Below are 2548 nucleotides of genomic sequence, written 5' to 3' on the forward strand. Positions count from 1 at the left end.
ACCGCTCACCCGTCAGACCCGGCCGGCCCACGTACCCGCGGGCCACACCGGAACCCGCGATGAACAGCTCACCCGGCGTCCCCAGCGGGACGGGCCGCAGCCCCTCGTCCAGGACGTACACCTGCGTGTTGTCCAGAGGACGGCCGATGGGCAGCGTGTGCCCGTCGACCGGTTCCCCGGGGGCGAGTCGGTACTCGGTTGCGCTGACCGTGGTTTCGGTGGGGCCGTAGACGTTGCGCACGGCGACGTCCGGGTGGCGGCGCCGCCAGGCTTCGAGGACGGCGGCGTTGACAGGTTCGCCGGCGAGCAGGAGCTCGCCGGTCGGGGCGTACTCCTCGGGCAGTTCCATCAGCAGCGACAGGTGGCTGGGGGTGGCCTTGAGGAAGCTGTACCGCTCGGTCTGCGGCGGCTGCCCGGCGTCGGCGTCCCGGAGGGAGCCGACGACCACGCACCCGCCGGAGATCAGCGGCACGTAGAGGGCGGTGACCGTCATGTCGAACGAAACGGAGGAGTGCAGCAGGGCCGCGTCCCGGGTGCTCGGGTATCCGGAGCGGGCGCCCTCCAGGTAGTCGGCGAGCGCTCCGTGCTCGACCATGACGCCCTTCGGCGTGCCGGTGGACCCGGAGGTGTAGATCACGTAGGCGGGGTTGCGAGGGTGCAGGGGCCGGAGGCGGTCGACGTCCGCGGGGGGCGTCGCCGGCTGCTGCGCGAGGCGCTCGACGACGCCGGGGTCGTCGAGCAGCAGGGTCTCGGTTCCCGTTGCACCGGCCGGTCCGGCCACCGCGCCACCGGCCGTGACGAGCACGCGGGGGGCGGTGTGGGACTGCATGAGGGCGATGCGCTCGGCCGGGTACTCCGGGTCGAGGGGCAAGTAGGCCGCCCCCGTCTTGGCGACCGCAAGGAGGACCACCATGAGTTCCGCGGAACGCGGCAGGGCGACCGCGACGATCTGCTCGGGGCCCGCTCCGAGTCCGATGAGGTGGTGGGCGAGCCGGTTCGCGCGGGCTTCCAGCTCCGAGTACGCCAGGACGGTGCCGCCGTCGGACACGGCGGGTGCCTCGGGCGTGCGGGCGGCCTGTGCCTCGAACATAGCAGGCAGCAGCTCAGCCGGGGCGGGGCGGCCCGTGTCGTTCCACTCGCTGAGGATCAGGTGTCGCTCGTCCTCGGAGAGGAGGTCGGCCCGGCTGATCGGCATGCCGGGCTCGGCAACGGTGGCCCGCAGCAGGCGGACCAGGCGCTCCAGGGCCGATTCCACGGTGGTGTGGTCGAACAGGGCGGCGTTGTAGCGGGCGATGCCTTCGATTCCCGCGGGGGTGCCGTCGGTGTCGTGGCGCTCGCGGAGGCTGAGCAGGAGGTCGAACTTGGAGAGCGAGTCCGCGGTCGGCTCGACGGCGATGCCGAGGCCGGGCAGGTCCAGCGTCTCGTCGGGGGTGTTGTCCAGGGCCAGCCAGACCTGGAACAGCGGGTGGCGTGCCAGGGAACGGGCCGGGTTGAGGACCTCCACGAGCCGCTCGAACGGCAGGTCCTGGTTCTCGTACGCCGCCAGGTCGGCGGCACGCACCCGGGCGAGGAGCTCGCGGAACGTGGGATCACCACTGGTGTCGGTCCGCAGCACCAAGGTGTTGACGAAGAACCCGACGAGGTCGTCGAGCGCGTCGTCGGTACGCCCCGCGATCGGAGCGCCGATCGGAATGTCGGTGCCCGCGCCCAGCCTGCTGAGCAGGGCGGCGAGTCCGGCCTGGAGCACCATGAAGACGGTGGCGCCCCGGGTCCGGGCGAGCGCGGTCATGGCACGGTGGAGTTCGGGGTCGAGGGCAAACCGGATGACGCGGCCGGGCTGTGCGGCCTCGGCGGCTTCCCTGGGGCGGTCGACGGGGAGGGATATCTCCTCCGGGAGGCCGGCGAGGGTCTGCTGCCAGTACGCCAGCTGCTGGGCAACGGCACTGTCCGGGTCGTCCTCGCTGCCCAGCACCTCGCGCTGCCACAGCGCGTAGTCCGCGTACTGCACCGGCAGCGGAGCCCACACCGGCGCCGCACCGCTACACCGGGCCGCGTACGCGGCCGCCAGATCACGCGCCATCGGACCCACCGACCAGCCGTCACCGGCAATGTGGTGCGTGACCACGGCGAGGACGTGCTCGTCCTCGGCGATCGCGAAGAGACGTGCGCGCACGGGAATGTCCGCGGTGAGGTCGAAGTCGGCGGACGTCACCCCTGCGAGTGCTTCGGCGAGGCCCGCCTCGTCGACCTCCACCACCTCGAACCCGAGCGCGACCGAGCCGGCGTCCAGAACGACCTGCCGCGGCACGCCGTCGACCTCGGGGAACAACGTCCGCAGACTCTCGTGCCGGCCCACCACATCCGCCAGCGCCAGGCCCAGCGCACCCCGGTCCAGAACACCCGACAACCGCAGGGACAACGTCATGTTGTACCGGGCGTCACCGTGCTCCAGCCGGTTGAGGAACCACAGCCGGCGCTGCGCGAACGACAACGGCAGCACATCGGGACGCGCCACCGGCACCAGCGCGGCCCGCGCCACCCCACCCGA

At 72.4% G+C, this 2548-nt stretch carries 1 protein-coding gene; it reads right to left on the reverse strand.

Annotation, left to right across the window (positions count from 1 at the left end; all coding sequences use genetic code 11):
• The coding region (locus tag AC068A_RS37275; protein ID WP_478590738.1) for a non-ribosomal peptide synthetase at positions 1 to 2548 on the reverse strand (2548 nt) is incomplete at both ends.

This window comes from Streptomyces sp. NPDC043854, assembly GCF_056436005.1.